The sequence below is a fragment of the Microbacterium elymi genome (genome assembly GCF_021582895.2).
In the GTDB taxonomy this organism is placed as follows: Bacteria; Actinomycetota; Actinomycetes; order Actinomycetales; family Microbacteriaceae; genus Microbacterium; species Microbacterium humicola.
Genome location: NZ_CP091139.2, coordinates 166,258 through 183,875 on the forward strand (window position 1 = coordinate 166,258; position 17,618 = coordinate 183,875).

Annotated in this window: 10 protein-coding genes and 6 pseudogenes; 4 read left to right on the plus strand and 12 right to left on the minus strand. The window is 71.7% G+C overall.

Annotation, left to right across the window (positions count from 1 at the left end):
• Positions 1 to 3: 3 nt before the first annotated feature.
• Positions 4 to 1,563, minus strand: a complete 1,560-nt coding sequence (gene ffh, locus L2X98_RS00910) for a signal recognition particle protein (RefSeq protein WP_259612046.1) — start codon at positions 1,561 to 1,563, stop codon at positions 4 to 6.
• A gap of 12 nt (positions 1,564 to 1,575) precedes the next feature.
• A complete protein-coding gene (locus L2X98_RS00915; RefSeq protein ID WP_259612047.1) occupies positions 1,576 to 2,172 on the minus strand; it encodes a TetR/AcrR family transcriptional regulator in 597 nt (198 codons plus the stop codon).
• 95 nt (positions 2,173 to 2,267) lie between these two features.
• Between L2X98_RS00915 and lipB the strand changes: the two are divergent.
• Positions 2,268 to 2,905 (plus strand): annotated as a pseudogene (lipB, locus tag L2X98_RS00920) (lipoyl(octanoyl) transferase LipB).
• Positions 2,902 to 3,897, plus strand: a pseudogene (gene lipA, locus L2X98_RS00925) (lipoyl synthase). Before lipB ends, lipA begins: the two co-directional pseudogenes overlap by 4 nt.
• A gap of 12 nt (positions 3,898 to 3,909) precedes the next feature.
• On the opposite strand, the gene L2X98_RS00930 reads toward lipA, so the two are convergent.
• The 3 genes and pseudogenes from L2X98_RS00930 to smc all read right to left on the minus strand — a co-directional run bounded on the left by L2X98_RS00930 (position 3,910) and on the right by smc (position 8,894).
• On the minus strand, positions 3,910 to 4,407 hold the full coding sequence (locus L2X98_RS00930; protein ID WP_259612048.1) for a DUF2004 domain-containing protein: 498 nt from the start codon (positions 4,405 to 4,407) through the stop codon (positions 3,910 to 3,912).
• Between the two features lie 45 nt (positions 4,408 to 4,452).
• Positions 4,453 to 5,320: pseudogene (gene ftsY, locus L2X98_RS00935) on the minus strand (signal recognition particle-docking protein FtsY).
• Between the two features lie 51 nt (positions 5,321 to 5,371).
• Positions 5,372 to 8,894: pseudogene (smc, locus tag L2X98_RS00940) on the minus strand (chromosome segregation protein SMC).
• An 812-nt stretch (positions 8,895 to 9,706) separates the two neighbouring features.
• On the opposite strand from smc, the gene L2X98_RS00945 reads away from it, so the two are divergent.
• Complete coding sequence (locus L2X98_RS00945) at positions 9,707 to 10,786, plus strand: GNAT family N-acetyltransferase (RefSeq protein WP_259612049.1); 1,080 nt, start codon at positions 9,707 to 9,709, stop codon at positions 10,784 to 10,786.
• On the opposite strand, the pseudogene mutM reads toward L2X98_RS00945, so the two are convergent.
• The 6 genes and pseudogenes from mutM to L2X98_RS00975 all read right to left on the minus strand — a co-directional run bounded on the left by mutM (position 10,776) and on the right by L2X98_RS00975 (position 15,947).
• Positions 10,776 to 11,689: pseudogene (gene mutM, locus L2X98_RS00950) on the minus strand (bifunctional DNA-formamidopyrimidine glycosylase/DNA-(apurinic or apyrimidinic site) lyase). The gene L2X98_RS00945 and the pseudogene mutM overlap by 11 nt on opposite strands.
• A gap of 3 nt (positions 11,690 to 11,692) precedes the next feature.
• Positions 11,693 to 12,385 carry a ribonuclease III gene (rnc, locus tag L2X98_RS00955; protein WP_259612050.1) on the minus strand — a complete coding sequence of 231 codons (693 nt, stop codon included), beginning with the start codon at positions 12,383 to 12,385 and terminating at the stop codon, positions 11,693 to 11,695.
• A gap of 10 nt (positions 12,386 to 12,395) precedes the next feature.
• A complete protein-coding gene (gene rpmF, locus L2X98_RS00960; protein WP_050721097.1) occupies positions 12,396 to 12,605 on the minus strand; it encodes a 50S ribosomal protein L32 in 210 nt (69 codons plus the stop codon).
• Between the two features lie 20 nt (positions 12,606 to 12,625).
• Positions 12,626 to 13,120: a YceD family protein gene (locus L2X98_RS00965; protein WP_259613405.1), complete on the minus strand. Its 495-nt coding sequence runs from the start codon at positions 13,118 to 13,120 to the stop codon at positions 12,626 to 12,628.
• Between the two features lie 107 nt (positions 13,121 to 13,227).
• On the minus strand, positions 13,228 to 13,725 hold the full coding sequence (coaD, locus tag L2X98_RS00970; RefSeq protein WP_259612051.1) for a pantetheine-phosphate adenylyltransferase: 498 nt from the start codon (positions 13,723 to 13,725) through the stop codon (positions 13,228 to 13,230).
• 55 nt (positions 13,726 to 13,780) lie between these two features.
• Positions 13,781 to 15,947 (minus strand): annotated as a pseudogene (locus L2X98_RS00975) (ATP-dependent DNA helicase RecG).
• A gap of 65 nt (positions 15,948 to 16,012) precedes the next feature.
• Between L2X98_RS00975 and rsmD the strand changes: the two are divergent.
• Complete coding sequence (gene rsmD / locus L2X98_RS00980; protein WP_259612052.1) at positions 16,013 to 16,579, plus strand: 16S rRNA (guanine(966)-N(2))-methyltransferase RsmD; 567 nt, start codon at positions 16,013 to 16,015, stop codon at positions 16,577 to 16,579.
• Here rsmD and thiL read toward each other — a convergent pair whose 3' ends face one another.
• On the minus strand, positions 16,580 to 17,575 hold the full coding sequence (gene thiL, locus L2X98_RS00985; protein WP_259612053.1) for a thiamine-phosphate kinase: 996 nt from the start codon (positions 17,573 to 17,575) through the stop codon (positions 16,580 to 16,582).
• Positions 17,576 to 17,618: the final 43 nt, after the last annotated feature.

Sequence of the window (17,618 nt, forward strand, 5' to 3'; positions counted from 1 at the left end):
GGGTCAGCGCCCGCCGAGCAGCTTCTGCACCTCGGCGAGGTCGCTCTCGGTGGGAGCGCCCGTGCCGGCGGCCTTGCCCGATCCGAGCCCGAAGCCTGATCCGGTGGGGGCGGCCGGCTCCGCGGCGATCCCGGCGTTCTCGGCGGCCCGGCGGGCGGGGTTGCCCGATCGCGACCCCTTCTTCTTCTGCTGCCTGCCGCGCTTGCTGGAAGCGCCCGGCTTGCCCATCGAGCCCATGCCGGGGACGTTGGGCACGCCACCGCGGGCGACCGTCTTCATCATCTTCGCGGCCTGCTCGAACCGCTGGACGAGCTGGTTCACGTCGGTGACGGTCATCCCCGATCCGCGCGCGATGCGCAGGCGCCGCGAGCCGTTCAGCAGCTTCGTGCTCCGTCGCTCGCTCGGGGTCATCGATCGGATGATCGCCTCGGTGCGGTCGATCTCGCGCTCGTCGAAGTCGTCCAGCTGCTGCTTCATCTGGCCCATGCCCGGCAGCATGCCGAGCATCTTCTTCATCGAGCCCATCTTGCGCATCTGCTGCATCTGCTCGAGGAAGTCCTCGAGCGTGAACTGCTCGGTCGCCAGCTTGTCCGCGACCTTGCGGGCCTCCTCCTCGTCGAAGGCCTCCTGCGCCTGCTCGATCAGGGTGAGGATGTCGCCGAGGTCCAGGATGCGGCTGGCCATGCGGTCCGGGTGGAACGGCTCCAGGTCGTCCAGGCCCTCGCCCGTGGACGCGTAGATGATGGGGCGTCCGGTCATGGACGCCACCGACAGCGCGGCACCGCCCCGGGCGTCGCCGTCGAGCTTGGACAGCACGACACCGGTGAAGTCGACCCCGTCCTGGAACGCCTTGGCCGTGTTCACGGCATCCTGTCCGATCATCGCGTCGATGACGAACAGGACCTCGTCCGGCTCGGTGGCGGCACGGATGTCGGCGGCCTGCTTCATCAGCTCGGCGTCCACGCCGAGCCGGCCGGCGGTGTCGATGATGACGACGTCGTGCTGGGCCCGTCGCGCCTGCTCGACGCCGTCCCGGGCCACCCGCACCGGATCGCCGACGCCGTTGCCGGGCTGGGGTGCGTAGATGGTCGCCCCAGCCTGCTCGGCGACCACCTGCAGCTGGTTGACGGCGTTCGGCCGCTGCAGGTCGGCGGCGACCAGCAGGGGCGTGTGCCCGTCCTTCTCCAGCATCTTCGCGAGCTTGCCGGCGAACGTGGTCTTGCCCGACCCCTGGAGGCCGGCGAGCATGATCACGGTCGGCGGGTTCTTCGCGAACTGCAGCCGACGCTGCTGGCCGCCCAGGATGCCGACGAGCTCCTCGTTGACGATCTGCACGACCTGCTGGGCGGGGTTCAGAGCCCGGCTCACCTCGTCGCCGAGCGCACGCTCGCGCACGGTGGCGGTGAAGTCCTTCACCACCGACAGCGCGACGTCGGCGTCCAGCAGCGCGCGACGGATCTCGCGGACGGTGCCGTCGACGTCGGCGGGCGAGAGCTTGCCCTTGGTGCGGAGGTTCCGGAAGGTCTCGGTGAGCCGGTCGGAGAGGGTGCCGAAGGTAGCCATGATCCCCCGATTCTACGGGAGCGGATGCCGGGGCCCGGCCGTCGGCGCGGCTCCCAGCGCGATGTCGAGGGCCTCGGCGAGCACTCCGGCCAGTGCGCTGCGGCCCGGGCCGGCTTCGGCCCAGTCCCAGACCGCCGCCAGCACCGCACCGGCCACGCCCGCCGCGCGCACCTCGGCCCTCAGCGGCACGGCGCCGTCGCCGCGCATCCGGTCGGCGACCGCACGCGCGAGCCGCGCCTGCCGGATCGCCCGCTCGCGCTCCAGCTCCTCGCCCAGCCCCATCACGTCGGCGTTGGCGACGGCCAGCGCGAGGCTGTCCGGGGCGAAGTCGGCGGCGATCCCGCGCATCGCCTCGCGCACCGACACCCCGGCACGCAGGCTTTCGACCGCGGCATCCAGCCGCTCGTCGAAGGCCGCCCACAGGATGTCGCCCTTGGCCGAGAAGTAGTTGAAGAAGCTGGACCGGCTGACGCCGGCCCGGGTGGTGATGTCGGCCACGGAGGTCGCGTGATAGCCCTGCTCGAGGAACAGCTCGCAGGCGGCCTCGGCCAGCGTCTCGCGAGACGAGGCGCGCGGACGGCCGGCGCGGGCCTCGGGCGATGCGGACATGTCCCCAGGGTACGGGCGGCGCGTGCGGGTCGGCACGCGGCGACCGGAGGCGTATTGTTGGACCGCAGCCAACAACACGCATCGCAGGAGGATCCGTGCTCGACATCCTGAACGCCGGACTCGCGCCGGCCCTGGTCCCGTACCGCGACGGCTGGGCGCTGAGCGCCGCGTCCACGACGAGGTCGTCCGCGGCATCCGGCGCGACACGCTGATCGTGCTCGAGCACGAGGCGGTGTACACGGCCGGAAAGCGCACCGAGCCGCACGAGCGGCCGCAGGACGGCACGGAAGTGATCGATGTCGATCGCGGCGGAAAGATCACCTGGCACGGACCCGGGCAGCTGGTGGGCTATCCGATCGTGCGGCTGGGCGAGCCGATCGACGTGGTCGCACACGTGCGGCGACTGGAGCGGCTGCTCGATCGGGATCCTCCATCCGCTCGGCGTCGACGGATACCAGGTCGAGGGCCGCAGCGGCGTCTGGGTGCGCCGCGGCCCGTCCGAAGACAAGGTCGCCGCCATCGGCGTGCGGGTGGAGAAGGGCGTGACGATGCACGGCTTCGCGATCAACTGCGACAACGCACTCGCCGGCTTCCGCGGCATCATCCCATGCGGGATCGCCGACGCCGGGGTCACCACCGTGACCGAGGTGGTCGGGCGCGACGTCTCCCCGCCGAGATCCTCGATGCGGTCTCGGCGACGTTCGCGGCCGAATACTCCGGGGTGCTGGCATGAGCGCGGCGGTCCCGGAGGGGCGCCGGCTTGCGGCTCGAGGTGCGCAACGCGCAGACCCCGATCGAGCGCAAGCCGGAGTGGATCCGCACCACGGCGAAAATGGGTCCGCAATACACCGAGCTTGCACCAGCTGGTCAAGGACGAAGGGCTGCACACCGTCTGCCAGGAGGCCGGCTGCCGAACATCTACGAGTGCTGGGAAGATCGCGAGGCGACGTTCCTGATCGGCGGTTCGCAGTGCACGAGGCGCTGCGACTTCTGCCAGATCGACACCGGCAAGCCCGCCGACTTCGACGCGGACGAACCGCGCCGGGTCGCCGAGAGCGTGCGCCGGATGGGGCTCGATATGCGACCGTGACGTGCGTGGCCCGCGACGACCTGGATGACGGCGGCGCCTGGCTGAACGCCGAGACGGTCCGGCAGATCCACGAGGTCAACCCCGGCACCGGCGTCGAGCTCTTGGCGACCGATTTCAACGGCATCCCGGCGCTCCTGTCCGAGGTCTTCCAGGCTCGGCCCGAGGTGTTCGCGCACAACGTCGAGACCGTGCCCCGCCTGTTCAAGCGCGTGCGCCCCGCGTTCCGATACGAACGTTCCCTGGATGTCCTCACCCAGGCGCGCGACGCGGGACTGATCACGAAGTCGAACCTCATCCTCGGCATGGGCGAAGAGCCGGACGAGGTGGTCCGCGCCCTGGCCGACCTGCGCGAGGCCGGCTGCGACATCATCACCATCACCCAGTACCTGCGCCCCTCTCCTCGCCATCTGCCGGTGGCGCGGTGGGTCAAGCCCGACGAGTTCGTCGCGTTCAAGGAGGAGGCCGAGCGGATCGGGTTCCTCGGCGTGCTGGCCGGACCCCTCGTCCGCTCCTCGTATCGGGCTGGGCGCCTCTGGGCGCAGTCGATGCTCACGCAGGGCCGCGACATCCCGCCCCACCTCGCGCACATCGCCGCGGACGTGCACGCCGAGCGCGGGTTCGCCCAGGCGGTGTGATGCCGGGTCGGCTCAGTCGGCGCTGGTGACCGACTGCACGTCGCCGTTGGTGTCCAGGTTCACCAGCAGCACCTCGTCGCTGTCCGGATCCAGCGCGTACTCCATCACGGCGAACGGCTCGGACCCCCCGTGCTCGTCGGCGAGGATCGTCATGCTCATCAGCCGGAGCGAGCGGATGACGTCCACGTGCGTGTCGCCGGAGATGTCCACCAGCAGCGCCTCGAGCTCGTCGCCGAGGCTCTCCTGCTGCTGCAGGATGTACTCGATCACCTCGCTGGTGCGGTCGTCGAGCTCGGAGACCATGGCGTTGCGGGCGGCGCGGTCGACCGTCTCGATCGCGGTGATCATGGCGGCCGCCACATCCAGTGCGGCCTGCGACACGTCGTCCTCGTCCGGAGCGGTCAAGTCGACCGAGACCGCCTGGTCGCCCAGCTCGATCGTCTCGGACCAGAAGATCGAACCGTCGGGGCCGGATTCGAGAAGTCCGAAGTAGTCGTGTTCGATCGCCATGCCCTTATGAAACCAGGCGTGGCACGGATGCGGTAGTCCGTCCGCTCACTCCACCAGCGCGGCGGCGAACACGTGCGGGGTGAAACCGGTGAGATCCGCGATGCCCTCGCCCTGGCCGAGGAGCTTGACCGGGATGCCGGTGCGCTCCTGCACCGCGAGGACGAAGCCGCCCTTGGCGGAGCCGTCGAGCTTGGTCAGCACCAGACCGGTCACGCCCGCGTGCTCCAGGAAGGCCTGCGCCTGCATCACGCCGTTCTGCCCGGTCGTGGCATCCAGCACCAGCAGCACCTCGCTGATCGGGGCCTGCTTCTCGATCACGCGCCGGATCTTGGTGAGCTCGTCCATCAGGCCGCCCTTGGTGTGCAGCCGGCCGGCGGTGTCGACGATGACGATCTCGGTGCCGTGGGTCTTCGCGTACTCGATGGTCTGGAAGGCGACGGATGCCGGGTCCTGGCCCTCCCTGCGGGCGTACGATCGCCGCACCTGCACGCTCGGCCCAGGTCGCGAGCTGGTCCACCGCCGCCGCACGGAACGTGTCGGCCGCGCCCACCACCACGGAGCGGTCGTAGCGCTGCAGGAACTTCGCGAACTTGCCGATGGTGGTGGTCTTGCCCACCCCGTTCACACCCACCACCAGCACCACGGCCGGACGCTCGCTGAGGGTCAGGGTGGTGTCGAACGCGGCGAAGTGCTCCTCGAGGGTCTCCACCAGCATCCGCTTCAGATCCTGCGGGTCGGTCGTGTGGAACCGCTCCACCTTCGCGCGCAGGTCGTCGACGATCCGCTCGGTGATCTCCGGGCCGAAATCAGCCGTCAGCAGCGCCGTCTCCAGGTCGTCCCAGGTCGTCTCGTCGATCGTCGGCTTGACGAACATGCCGCGCAAGCGCGCGCCCAATGACCACTTCTCCGCCATGCGGTCCAGCCTACGGGGCGCGGGACTGCGCGCACGCGGAGGCCCTGCCGGTCAGACCGCCGCGGGCTCGCTCTCACGGGCCTTGCGGTCGCCGACCCGCTGGCCGACGACCGCCGAGACGCCGTCCTGGCGCATCGAGACGCCGTAGAGGGCGTCGGCGATCTCCATCGTCCGCTTCTGGTGGGTGATCACGATCAGCTGGCTGGAGACCCGCAGCTGTTCGAACACGCCCAGCAGCCGGCCGAGGTTCGCATCGTCCAGCGCGGCCTCGACCTCGTCGAGGATGTAGAACGGGCTCGGGCGCGCCTTGAAGATCGCCGTCAGCAGCGCCACCGCCGCCAGGGAGCGTTCCCCACCGGAGAGCGAGCGACAGGCGCTCGATCTTCTTGCCCACCGGGCGCACCGCCACTTCGATCCCGGTCGTCAGCGGGTCATCCGGGTTCGTCAGCGAGATCGAGCCGGCGCCGCCGGGGAACAGGATCGGGAAGACCTCTCCGAACGCGACCCGGGTGTCCTCGAAGGCGGCGAGGAAGATGGACTGCATCCGCTCGTCGAGTTCGTCGATGATCGCCATCAGATCGGTGCGGGTCTGGGTCAGATCACCCAGCTGCTCGGTGAGGAACTTGTGACGCTGCTCGAGCGCTTCGAACTCCTCCAGAGCCAGCGGGTTGACCCGGCCGAGCTGTGCGAGCTTGCGCTCCGCCGCCTGCAGCCGTCGTGCCTGGGTGGCACGGTCGAAGGCGGTCGGGGCATCATCTGGGTCGTCGTCGTTCGGGACCTCCTGATCCGGACCATATTCCGAAACGAGAATATCCTCCTCGAGTCCGAGTTCGGAGTGCACGCGCTCCAGCAGGCTCGTCACGTGCAGCCGCTTCTCGTGGATCTGCATCTCCAGCCCGTGCACGCTCTCGGTCAGCCCGGCAAGCCGCTCGCGCACGCCGGCGTCGTCGGCGCGCAGCTGCGCCAGCTCGGCGGTCACCGCCGTCCGCTCGCTCTCGGCCGCGGCCAGCCCCACGCGGGCCTCGCTGACCGAGCGGTCGATCGAGTCGAGCAGTGCCGGCAGCCGCTCCGCGACCCCGGCGGCCACGTCGCGCTGCGCGCGCCGGATCACGGTGCGGCGGGCGGCCTCGGCGGCGGCCGCCTTCTCGCGCTCCCGCTGCTGCTCCAGCGATCGGGCGCGGCTCTCCTCGGCACGCACCCGCTCCTTGAGCGTCTCGACCTCCAGCCGGGCACGCATCTCGGCGTCCCGCGCCGCCTCGAGCTCGTCCAGCAGTCCGTCGCGGGCCGACGCGTCGAGCATCGGGCGCGGCGCCTCCAGCGCGGCATCCAGCTGCTCCTGCGCCGAGCGGGCGGACGCCTCGGCTTCATCGACGGCGGCTTCGGCCTGGCGCAGAGTGGCCTGCAGGCGGTCGCACTCGGCGACGGCGGACTCGTGCCGGACCGTCGCCCGGTTGAGCTTCTCGGCCTGCGCGGCCAGGGCGGCGTCATGCTCCCGCAGGGTCTGCAGCGCGGCCTTCGCACGCCGACGCGCATCGTCCAGCGCCGTCACCCGCTCGGCCAGCGCCTCGCGCAGCGAGTCGGCGACGACGCGGACCTCGGCGAGGCGCTCGGCCGCGGCATCCCGTTCGGCCGCCAGCTCCAGACGGGATCGGCCCTGTCCCGAACCCGCACGCACCGTGAACGGCGTCACCACCTCGCCGTCGCCGGTGACCACCGTGATCGTCCGCCCGGCGGACCGCACGGCCGCCAGAGCCTGCTCCAGGTCGTCGGCGACGTACACCGAGGCCAGCAGCGCACGCACGCCGTCCGGCGCGGTGACCAGGTCCGCGGCGCGGACCAGTCCGGGCGGGGCCGGCTCGTCGGCGATCGCGACGGTCGCCTCCGCGATCGCGATGTCCACCACGCCCACGTCGCCGTCGCGGGCGGCGCGGGCCAGCGACAGCGCATCCTCGGCGCGGTCGACCAGCACGCCCTCGGCCAGCGGCCCCAGCGCGGCGGCGATCGCCGCCTCGTGGCCGGGGTGCACCTGCACGGATTCGAGCACCAGCCCGCGGATGCCGGGGCCGGCGTCCTCGATCAGCTCCGACGCGCCGTTGCGCACGTCCAGCGCCCGTGACAGGGCGGCGGTCTGGGCGGTCAGCGCGTCCTTCTCCCGCTCGGCGGCGTGCAGCCTCTCGCGCAGCGAGGCCGCCTCGGACTCGGCGTCCGTCGCCTCGCGCTGGCTGCGCTCATAGGCGGCGGCGTGCTCGGCGGACGCGGCATCCGTCATCGCCTCGGGGTCCAGCGCGGCCAGGGCCTGCTCGGCCTCGCCGCGGCGGGTCACGGCGGCATCCAGCGCGGCCTGCTGTCGGGTCACGGCCGTCTGCACGGCCTCCAGGGCGGATGCCGCAGCCTCGGCCGATCCGCGCAGCGCGGTGATCCGCATGTCGTGCTCCGAGACCAGGGCGCTCTGCGCGGCGATGTCGGTGTCCAGCGCATCAAGTTCGCCCCGAGCCCGCACGACCTGGACAGCGGCCGCGGCGGCGGCATCCTGCGCAGCACCGAGACCCGAGGAGATCTCGCCGATCCCGTCCCGCACCTGGTCGATCATCGCCTGCGTCACCGTCGTCTGCACGGCGTGCGCGTCGTCGTCGTCGGCCAGGAGGGTCAGGCGCTGCCCGGCGAGCGTGTACAGCCCGCGCAAGCGCTCCTGCACCTGCTCCAGCGCGAACACCACGCCACGCGCCCGGTCCACCGCCTCGGAGCGCTGATCGGCCTCGAGCTCGCCGATCCGGCTGTGCAGGCTGTCCGCGCGATCCTGCAGCACCAGGCGCTCGGAATGCCGCTCCTGCTCGTTCTGCGCCGCGGCCGCCAGCTCCGCGCGCAGCCCTACCAGCTCGTCGGCGAACAGCCGCGCCTTCGCGTCGCGCACCACCGCGGCGATCGTCGCGGCCTCGCGGGCGATCTCGGCCTGGCGTCCGAGCGGCTTGAGCTGACGGCGCAGCTCGCCGGCCAGATCGCTCAGCCGCATCAGGTTCGCCTCCATCGCCTGCAGCTTGCGGACGGTCTTCTCCTTGCGCCGGCGGTGCTTCAGGATGCCGGCGGCCTCTTCGATGAAGCCGCGTCGCTCCTCCGGAGAGGCCTGCAGGACGGTATCCAGGCGGCCCTGGCCGACGATCACGTGCATCTCGCGGCCGAGGCCGGAGTCACTCAGCAGCTCCTGGACGTCCAGCAGTCGGCAGGACTGGCCGTTGATCGCATACTCGCTCGCACCGTTGCGGAACAGCGTGCGGCTGATGGTGACCTCGGCGTAGTCGATCGGCAATGCGCCGTCGGCGTTGTCGATCGTCAACTGCACCTCGGCACGCCCGAGCGGGCCGCGAGTGGACGTGCCGGCGAAGATGACGTCCTCCATCTTGCCGCCGCGGAGGGTCTTGGCGCCCTGCTCGCCCATCACCCAGGCCAGCGCGTCGACGACATTCGACTTGCCCGAGCCGTTCGGCCCGACGATGGCGGTGACCCCGGGCTCCAGGAGGAAGGTCGTCGACGCGGCGAACGACTTGAAGCCCTTGAGCGTCACGCTCTTCAGGTGCATGGTCGCGCCTTCCCGCCCCGGTCGATCACCGGAACACGCTACCGGATGCCGAGGGTCGCACCGCCGCGACGGGCCGCGACGACGGCACTTCCGGTCGCGACACGCCCGACTTCCCTCCGATTCTGCGAATGTGCTTGACGAGGCGCCCGCCACGCCACTAGTGTCATTTCTTGCGTCTGAGCCAAGCTCGGACCCGAGCCGAAAGGAGGCCCACCGATGATGATCAACGAACCGACCGCGTTCGCGAGTGTCGCGCACAGCAGCGCATTCCCGGGGGCCGCCATCGGCGTCTTCGCGGGCACTGCCTGCTAGCGGGGTCAGAAGCGATCCGCTTCACCCGCGTCCGCGCCGTCTTCACCGACGTTCGCCCGCACGACCATCTCGTCGTGCTTCTTCCGTCGCTCTCGGCGACACTCCCCGGTGCACGCACCGGCAATCTCATTCTTCAGAGAGCTCACATCATGAACACCACGTCGTCATCGACGCGTCCCCCCGATCAGGAACGACTGCAGGATCTCGCGGACCTCACCCACGACATCCGGATCTCGGCTCCCGACCGGCTCGCACTGCGATTCAGTCTCTGGGTCCTGCCTGCGCAACGAGCGTCGTGCCCACCGCAGCGCGGAGCGGAACGCCCGCGCCGTGCGCGCACTCGCCCGCGACGGGTTCGCAGCCACTCAGCGCGAGGCCGATCTGGTCCGCGCGATCGTCAGTCAGCAGTACCGGTGACGGGGTGCGGGTCACCCGCACCCCCGCCTCACCCTCGCCCGGCACGAAGGAGACCCCCATGGCCACCACCGACGAGATCGAGCTTGCGCCCGCTCACGTTCCCGGCATCCCTCGACGACGCGGACGCCGCGGACTTCATCGCGATGGTGGACGTCCGCAATGAGGCCTACCGCGAGATGAACGGCAACGACGATGAGCGGATGACGCCCGCCGAGCGCTGCCCGTCTGCGGAGCCAGGAGTACGAGCGCACCCTCATGTGGATCGCCCTGCTGGATGGGGAGGTCGTCGGACGGGCCGCCCTGCAGCTCCCGCTCGAAGACGGCTCGCGGGTCGCGTTCACCAACATCGAGCTCTGCGGCGTGCGTGGGGCCGCGGCATCGGCAGGGCCGCGCATCGCCTGCTCGAGGACGCCGCCCGCGCGCAGGGCCGGAGCGTGCTGCAGGCCTGGAGCGACCATGCAAGCGCCGCGGGCACCGACGACGCCGCGGGCGCCGAACGTCTTGTCCCGCCCACCGGCTTCGGCTCGCTGCCGCTGGATCACACGGCCCGTTTCATGCGCGCGCACGGCTACACGCTCGAGCAGATCGAGCGCAACAGCGTGCTCGCGCTGACCAACGATGCGCGTGCACACGTGGAGAGGCTGCTCGCGGAGGCCCGGGCGGCGGCCACCGGATACCGGGTGGTGCAGTGGGCTGTGCCCACACCCGCCGAGTACGTCGACGGCTATGCCTGGATGAAGTCGCGCATGGTCACCGACGCCCCCTCGGCAGCCCTCGAGTTCGACGACGAGGTCTGGGATGCTGCACGCCTGGCCGACCACGAGCGGCCCTATCTGGAGGCGGGGCGCACGCTGCACGTGACCGCCGCGCAGCACATCGCCACGGGAGAGCTGGCCGCGTTCAACGAGCTCGTGATCGGCACCGACCGCACCGCGGCCACCAGCCAGGAGGACACCCTGGTCCTGGCGGAGCATCGCGGGCACCGGCTGGGGCTGCTCGTGAAGTGTCAGGCCCTGCACGACTGGCACCAGATCGCTCCCCGTTCGCCGCGGGTGATCACGTACAACGCGGAGGAGAACCAGCCGATGCTCGACATCAACGAGCGGATCGGCTTCGTGCCGGTCGCCTACAACGGCGCCTGGAAGAAGACGCTCAGCCGCTGAGGGCGGGCGGGCGGGGCATCCGCTGGCACCGCGCGCAGAAGTGGCTCGACCGGTTCATGAACGAGGTCCGCACGATGGGGCGGCCGCATCGGGCGCACGGCAGTCCGGTGCGGCCGTACGCGTTCAGCGAATGCGCGAAGTAGCCGGCCTCGCCGTTCACGTTCACGTACTGCGCGTCGAAGCTGGTGCCGCCCTCGCTCAGAGCCTTCTGGAGCACACCCCGGACCTCGGCCATCAGCCGGTGCACCGCGCGGGTGGAAAGCGCCTGCGCGGGGGTGGACGGGTGGATGCGGGCCGCCCACAGCGACTCGTCGGCGTAGATGTTGCCGATGCCGCTGACCACGGGCTGATCCAGCAGCACCCGCTTCACCGCGACGTCCTTGTGCGCCAGGCGCCGGCGGAACGCGGCGTCGTCGAAGGCGGGATCCAGCGGATCGCGCGCGATGTGCGCGACCTGGGTCGGCACCACTGGGCAGCGTCGCCCCAACCACCCGGCGCGCCGTCCGCGGTCGGCACGAGGGTGTCGACGGCGAGCGAGCCGAACGTGCGCTGGTCGGCGAACACGACGGCGATGTCGCCGTGGACGGGATGCCGCAGCCCGATCCGGATGCGCTCGAAGCGCTCCTGCGGGGCGTCGGCGGCGCGGAGCAGGAGCTGACCGCTCATCCCGAGGTGGCCGATCAGCACGTGGGAGGTGCCGGCCACGGGCAGCCACAGGAACTTGCCCCGGCGCACCGCCGACTCGAGCGTGGACCCGGTCAGCGCGCCCACGAAGTCAGCGTCGCCACCGGCATGCCGCGTCAGGGCGCGCGGGTCGTGCACGGTCACCCGCATGACGCGGGCGCCGCTCACGGCCGGGGCGAGGCCGCGGCGGACGACCTCGACCTCGGGCAGCTCCGGCACCGATCAGGTCCGCTCGGACAGGGCGCGCCACAGCAGCAGCGCGGCGGCCATCTCGGCGTGCTTCTTGCTCGTCCCGGTGCCGTTGCGCTGCTCGTCGCCCACCGCGACCGTGGCGGTGAAGACCCGGTCATGGTCGGGTCCAGTCGCGTCGATCCGGTAGGCGGGCGGCGGGAAACCCAGCCGCGCCGCCAGCTCCTGCAGGCTGGTCTTGGGATCCACGGCCGCGCCGTAGCGGTCCGGGTCGGCCAGCAGCGGCTCGATCAGCCGCTGCACCAGGGCGGTGGCGGCATCCTGCCCCGCGGAGATGTAGGTGGCGCCGATCACCGCTTCCATCGTGTCGGCCAGGATCGAGTCCTTGTCGCGTCCGCCGGTCTGGTCCTCGCCGCGGCCGAGCCGCAGGTAGGCGCCGAGGCCGATGCTGCGAGCGACCTCGGCCAGCGCGACGGTCGAGACGACGCTGGCGCGGCGCTTGGCGAGGGCTCCCTCTTCGAGCTCGGGATGCCGGGTGTACAGCAGGACGGTGGCGGCCTGTCCGAGGACGGAGTCGCCGAGGAACTCCAGCCGCTCATTGTGCGGCAGGTGCCCGTGCTCGTAGGCGTACGAGCGATGTGTCAAGGCGAGCGAGAGAAGCTCGGAGTCGATGTCGACCCCGAGCTTCTCCATCAGCTGGGAGGAATCTCCCGCCGGCCGCCTCATCGGACGTCGATCAGACGTCCGCGACCTTGCGGCCCTTGTACTCCAGGAACAGCTCAGTGCCCTGCGAGTCGGTGACGACCTTGGCCTGGTGCGGACGGCTGTAGACGACCTTGCCGTTCTCGACGGTCTTGACCAGCGCGGGCGCCTCGGCCTTCCACTGCGCACGACGGGAGCGCGTGTTGGAGCGGGAGACCTTCCGCTTCGGGGGGTTACCTGCCATGGCTGTTCATCCTTCGTTCTCTAGGTCTGGGATCGGGGCGCAGAATCGTCTGTTCCCTCGGCCGGCTCGGGCGCGAACTCCGCCAGGGCCGACCACCGCGGGTCGATGCTCTGAGGGGGTGCTGCGTCCGACACGTCGGCCAGACGTTCGCCCGTGACGGGGTCCAACCCCGGGCAGTCCGGCCGGCACACCGGCTGAAACGGAAGCGCCAGGACGATGCCGTCCCGGACCAGAGTTTCAAGATCCACGTGGTCGTCTTGAACCTCGAAGTCGTTCGCTTCCTCTCCAGGATACGCGAAAAGCTCCTGGAACTCGACTTCGACCGGCGCGGCGATGTCGATGAGGCAGCGCCCGCACTGCCCGGTGTACCGGGTGCGCGCGTCGCCGGTGGCCAGAATGCCTTCGTGCACGGACTCCAGCCGCACGTCCAGGCGCACGGTCTCGCCGGACTCGACGGCGACCAGACCTTCGCCCCAGCGCTCGGAGAGCACGACGTCGAAGGAGGTCTCGCGCATCTCACCGGGGTGCCGGACGATGTCGCGCACCAGGGTGCTGAACGGGCCGGGACGACGATTTCTCACCCGGCGAGTCTACCTGCCGCCGACGCGCCGGGCTCGGCGCGTCAGATCCCGCGCGAACCCGTGTCCAGGAACCGCGCGACCGCGCCGGGCACGTACGGCGCCACGTCGCCGCCCAGCCCGGCGACCTGGCGCACGAGCGAGCTGGACACCAGCGCGTGCGCGGGGTCGGGAAGCAGGAACACCGTCTCGATCTCGGCGAGATGGCGGTTCACGATCGCCATCGGCGTCTCGTAGGCGACATCCACCTGCGAGCGGATGCCCTTGACCAGCACGCCGGCGTTCACATCGGTCGCGTAGTCCACGAGCAGGCCCATGCTCCAGGACGCCACCACGATCTCGCCGACCACCCCGTCTTCGGCGATGGACTGCTCCAGCAGCGACAGCCGCTGCGCGATCGGCAGCATCGCCTGCTTGTCGGGGTTGTGCACGACCAGCACGTGCACCGTGTCGTACAGTGCGGCGGCTCGACGGATCACGTCGAGGTGGCCGAGGGTGGGCGGGTCGAACGACCCCGGGACGACGGCGATCCGGTTGCTCACGCTGCCAGCCTACCGGTCGACCTGTCCGCTTCCTGAATGCCGTGGAGGACCCGGCTCAGTTCTTGGCCAGCGCCGCACGCGCGGACGTGTCCAGACGCCGCTCGATCGCGTCGGACAGGCCGGGATGCCGCAGGCGCGGGATCCTCGTCCAGGATCGTCTCGCCCTCCTGCCGCGCGATCGCGATCAGGTCGGCGTCCTTGATCACCCGCAGCAGGCGCAGGGACGAGCGCGCGCCGGACTGCACGTCGCCCAGCACGTCGCCCTCGCCCGCAGCTTGCAGGTCGACCTCGGCCAGCTCGAATCCGTCGGCGGTCCGAGCCACCGCATCCACCCGCTGGCGGGCGGGCGTGTGCTCGGCGGCCTCGGTCACCAGCAGGCAGAGCCCCGGCACGGACCCGCGCCCCACTCGCCCGCGCGAGCTGGTCGCAGCCTCGAGACGCCGAAGCGATCGGCCTCGAGGATCACCATGGTCGAGGCATTCGGCACGTCCACCCCCACCTCGATCACAGTGGTGGCCACGAGCACGTCGATCTCGCCGTCGGCGAACGACCGCATGACGGCGTCCTTCTGGTCGGCGGGCATGCGTCCGTGCAGCGTCTGCACGCGGAGCGCGGCGAACAGCGGATGCCTGCGCCAGCAGCTGGGCGGCCTGGGCCACGCCCCATCGCATCGGCCTGGTCTCGCCGTCCGCCTCGGCGAGCTCGTCGGCGTCGTCCAGGTCCTTCCCGGCGCCGGCCTCCACGTCGATCGCGGGACAGACGACGAAGACCTGGAACCCCTTGGCCACCTCTTCGGCCACCCGCTGCCAGACCCGTGGGAACCAGGCGGGCTTCTCGGCCACCGGCGCCACGAACGTCTCGAAGCCGGCCCGCCCTTCCGGCATCGTGCGGATCGTGGACACGTCGAGGTCGCCGAACACCGTCATCGCCACGGTGCGCGGAATCGGGGTGGCCGTGAGCACGAGCGCGTGCGGGCGCTGCCCTTCGCGCGCAGCGTCTCGCGCTGCTCCACGCCGAACCGGTGCTGCTCGTCGACCACGACCAGCCCGAGGTCGGCGAAGGTCGTGCTCGCGCTCAGCAGGGCGTGCGTGCCCACGACGATGAGCGCCTGCCCGGCGGCCACCCGCAGGGCGGCGCGACGGCGCTCGGGCGCCGACAGCTGTCCGGTCAGCAGGGTGGGCATCAGCCGTGGCGCGAGCTGCGGGCCCAGCATCCGGGTGATCGAGCGCAGGTGCTGGCCGGCCAGCACCTCGGTGGGGGCGATGAGGGCGGACTGTCCGCCCGACTCGGCGACCTGCAGGCATCGCGCGCAGCGCCACGAGGGTCTTGCCGGACCCCACCTCGCCCTGCACCAGCCGATTCATCGGCCAGTCGGCGACGAGGTCGGCGGCGACCCGTTCGCCGACGGCGACCTGATCCGGCGTGCGTGCGAACGGCAGCGCCGCGTCGAAGGCGCGCAGCAGTTCGCCGGCCGGACGCGCGGTCGCCGACAGCGCGCGCACGAACTGCCGCTCGCCAGCAGGGCCGTCTGCAGGACCAGCGCCTCGTGCATGCGCAGGGTCCGACGCGCATCGTCGGCCTGGTCCTCGAAGTCGGGGCGGTGGATGCGCTCCAGCGCCTGTCGGGCGGTCAGCAGTCCCTGGCGGGCGCGCATGTCCTCCGGCAGCGGGTCGGCGATCTCGCCGAGCCCGTCGAGGATCATCACGATCATCTTGCGCAGGGCGAAGCTGGAGACCGCGGAGGTCGCCGGATAGATGGGGATGGGCTCGTTCGCCTGCGCCTCGGCCGTCATGCGCGCCATGCCGACGTCGTCGAACAGCTCGTATTCGGGGTGGGCGAACTGCTTGCCGCGTCCGTAGGTGCCGACCTTGCCGGAGAAGATGCCCTGGCGGCCGACCTGCAGCTCGTTCAGTCGCCAGCTCTGGTTGAAGAACGTCAGCTTGCACATCGCCGTGCCCGTCCGTGATGACGACCTCGAGCAGTCGGCCGCGCCGCTGGCGCATCGGCCGCTCGGAGGCGTGCTTGATCCGGGCCACGATCGTGACCTGCTCGCCGACCACCAGCGAGTCGATCGGGGTCAGCTCGCCGCGCTTGGCGTATCGGCGAGGGTAGTGAGCGAGCAGATCCGCGACGGTGTGCATGCCGAACGCGCGCTTCAGGGCGCCGGCGCTCTTGCCGCCGAGCGCGCCGTCCAGGCGCGTCTCGAGCGTGTACACCGACATGGATCCGAGTCTAGGCACCAGGGCCGACAGGGGTTCGCAGCGTCGCGGCTTTGTAGGGTGGGGAGGTGACCCGCATCATCGCCGGCCGAGCCGGCGGCATCCGACTGGACGTCCCGTCGGCCGGGACCCGGCCCACCAGCGACCGCGTGCGCGAATCGCTGTTCGGCGCGCTCGAGGCGGGCGGCGAGCTCGACGATGCGGCCGTCCTCGACCTGTACGCCGGCTCCGGCGCGCTGGGGCTGGAGGCGCTGAGCCGCGGCGCGCGCAGTGCCGACCTGGTGGAGCGCGCGGCCGGCGCCGCCCAGGTGGCGCGCGGGAACGCCGCCCGGGTGGCCGCGGCGTGCACAGGCGCCTCCGCCCGGGTTCATCGGGCGGCCGTGGCGGCGTTCCTGGCCGTTGCCCGCGGGCCCTACGACCTCGTCTTCGCCGACCCGCCCTATGCGGTGGGCGACGACGAGACCGCGGCCATGCTGGCCGCGCTCGTCCCCCACCTCGGCCCCGACGCGCTCGTCGTGCTCGAGCGGGGCGCGCGCGCCGGAGCTCCCGCTGCGACGCCGGGCCTGGAGCAGGAGCGCACCAAGCGCTACGGCGACACCGTGCTGTGGTGGCTGCGCGCGACCGGCACGCCGTGATCAGCCGCCCGCGGCATCCCAGTCGCGGTACGGGTCCCACCCGCCGCGTCCGGCGTAGGGCGCACCGGCGACGGTGACCGCGCCGGGCCCGCGGTCGGCGATCCGCCCGATCCGCCGGAATCCCTCGGGCAGCGGCATCGTGGCCGGGAACGCCGCGAGCAGCGCGTGATCCTCGCCGCCGGCCAGTGCCGCATCGGGGTCCGGGCCGAGAGCTGTCGGATCGAGGTCGACGGTCACCTGCGAGGCGTCGGCGAGCCGGGTCGCATCCAGCACGAGCCCATCGGAGACATCCATCATCGCCGTCGCGCCGGCGCGCGCCGCCGCCGGGCCGAGCAGGATCGGAGGGGACGGACGCAGCTGGGCGTCCACGGCCCGGCGCTGCTCGGGCCGCAGCGCGCCGCGGTCGACCGCGACCGGCCGCCCGTCGGCATCCCGGAACCGGTCGAACAGGATCCGCAGACCGTCCGCGGCCAGCCCCGCCTCGCCCGCCAGGGCGAGGGCGTCGCCCGGACGGGCCCCGCTGCGGCGCACCGGGCGCGCACCGTCGAGCGCCCCGAGCGCGGTCACCGCCACCGTCAGCGTGTCCGACACGGTCAGATCGCCGCCCTCGACAGCGCACCCCGGGGCCAGGGCCGCGCACGCCGCACGCAGGCCGTCCGCGAGGGCGGTGACGAACGAGAGCCGGGTGGCCTCGGGCAGGGCCAACGCCACCAGCAGCGCAGTCGGGCGGGCACCCATCGCCGCGACGTCGGCGAGGTTGACCGCCGCCGCCTTCCAGCCCAGGTCGAAGCCCGTCGACCAGGCCAAGCGGAAGTCCGGGCCGTGCACGAGCGTGTCCACGGTCGCCACGATGCGGCCGTCGGGCGCCTCCAGCACCGCCGCATCGTCACCGGGACCGACCAGCGCCGCGGACGGGCCGATGCGCGCAAGGATCGCGCCCAGGACGGCGGCCTCGCTCAGCTCGCCGACCATCGGGTCCGCCTTCGGCTCGGTCACGCCGGTCCTCCCGTCCGCTGCGGTCAGTGTCGGCCGTCCGAGC

Coding starts and splice junctions, on each gene's coding strand:
- L2X98_RS00965 (WP_259613405.1), bottom strand. CDS start 13,120: ATGCGCGAGACCTCCTTCGACGTCGTGCTCTCCGAGCGCTGGGGCGAA.
- L2X98_RS00915 (WP_259612047.1), bottom strand. CDS start 2,172: ATGTCCGCATCGCCCGAGGCCCGCGCCGGCCGTCCGCGCGCCTCGTCT.
- ffh (WP_259612046.1), bottom strand. CDS start 1,563: ATGGCTACCTTCGGCACCCTCTCCGACCGGCTCACCGAGACCTTCCGG.
- L2X98_RS00930 (WP_259612048.1), bottom strand. CDS start 4,407: ATGGCGATCGAACACGACTACTTCGGACTTCTCGAATCCGGCCCCGAC.
- rnc (WP_259612050.1), bottom strand. CDS start 12,385: ATGAGGCGGCCGGCGGGAGATTCCTCCCAGCTGATGGAGAAGCTCGGG.
- rpmF (WP_050721097.1), bottom strand. CDS start 12,605: ATGGCAGGTAACCCCCCGAAGCGGAAGGTCTCCCGCTCCAACACGCGC.